We start from the raw sequence: 291 nt of genomic DNA on the forward strand, positions 1-291 counted from the left end.
AATTTTCTTTTACCAATGAGTTGAGTATTGCTCACCAAAGCGGGGAGGCTTATTTTCATAAAATTTATTCCAAGGAAGAAAAGAATGAATTTTATACCAGAATACTAACAGAAACGGATTTTACAAGGTTGTCCGATGAGCGGAAAAAACCCATTCTTGAGTCGGAAGGGTTTACCATTTTAGCGCCACTCAACAAAAATACGGCTTTACAGCTAAATCGCTATTACAAAAAATCTTTTTCTGATATCGACATTGAAGTTGCAAGAAGATTCGGTAATGTTTTCGAGCAAG

General features: G+C 35.7%; 1 protein-coding gene. It reads left to right on the plus strand.

Annotated elements, in window-relative coordinates; translation table 11 throughout:
- A partial coding sequence (locus CWB99_RS24365; protein WP_171045453.1) for a hypothetical protein occupies positions 1-291 on the plus strand: 291 nt, incomplete at both ends.

The organism is Pseudoalteromonas rubra (genome assembly GCF_005887095.1).
GTDB lineage: Bacteria > Pseudomonadota > Gammaproteobacteria > Enterobacterales > Alteromonadaceae > Pseudoalteromonas > Pseudoalteromonas rubra_E.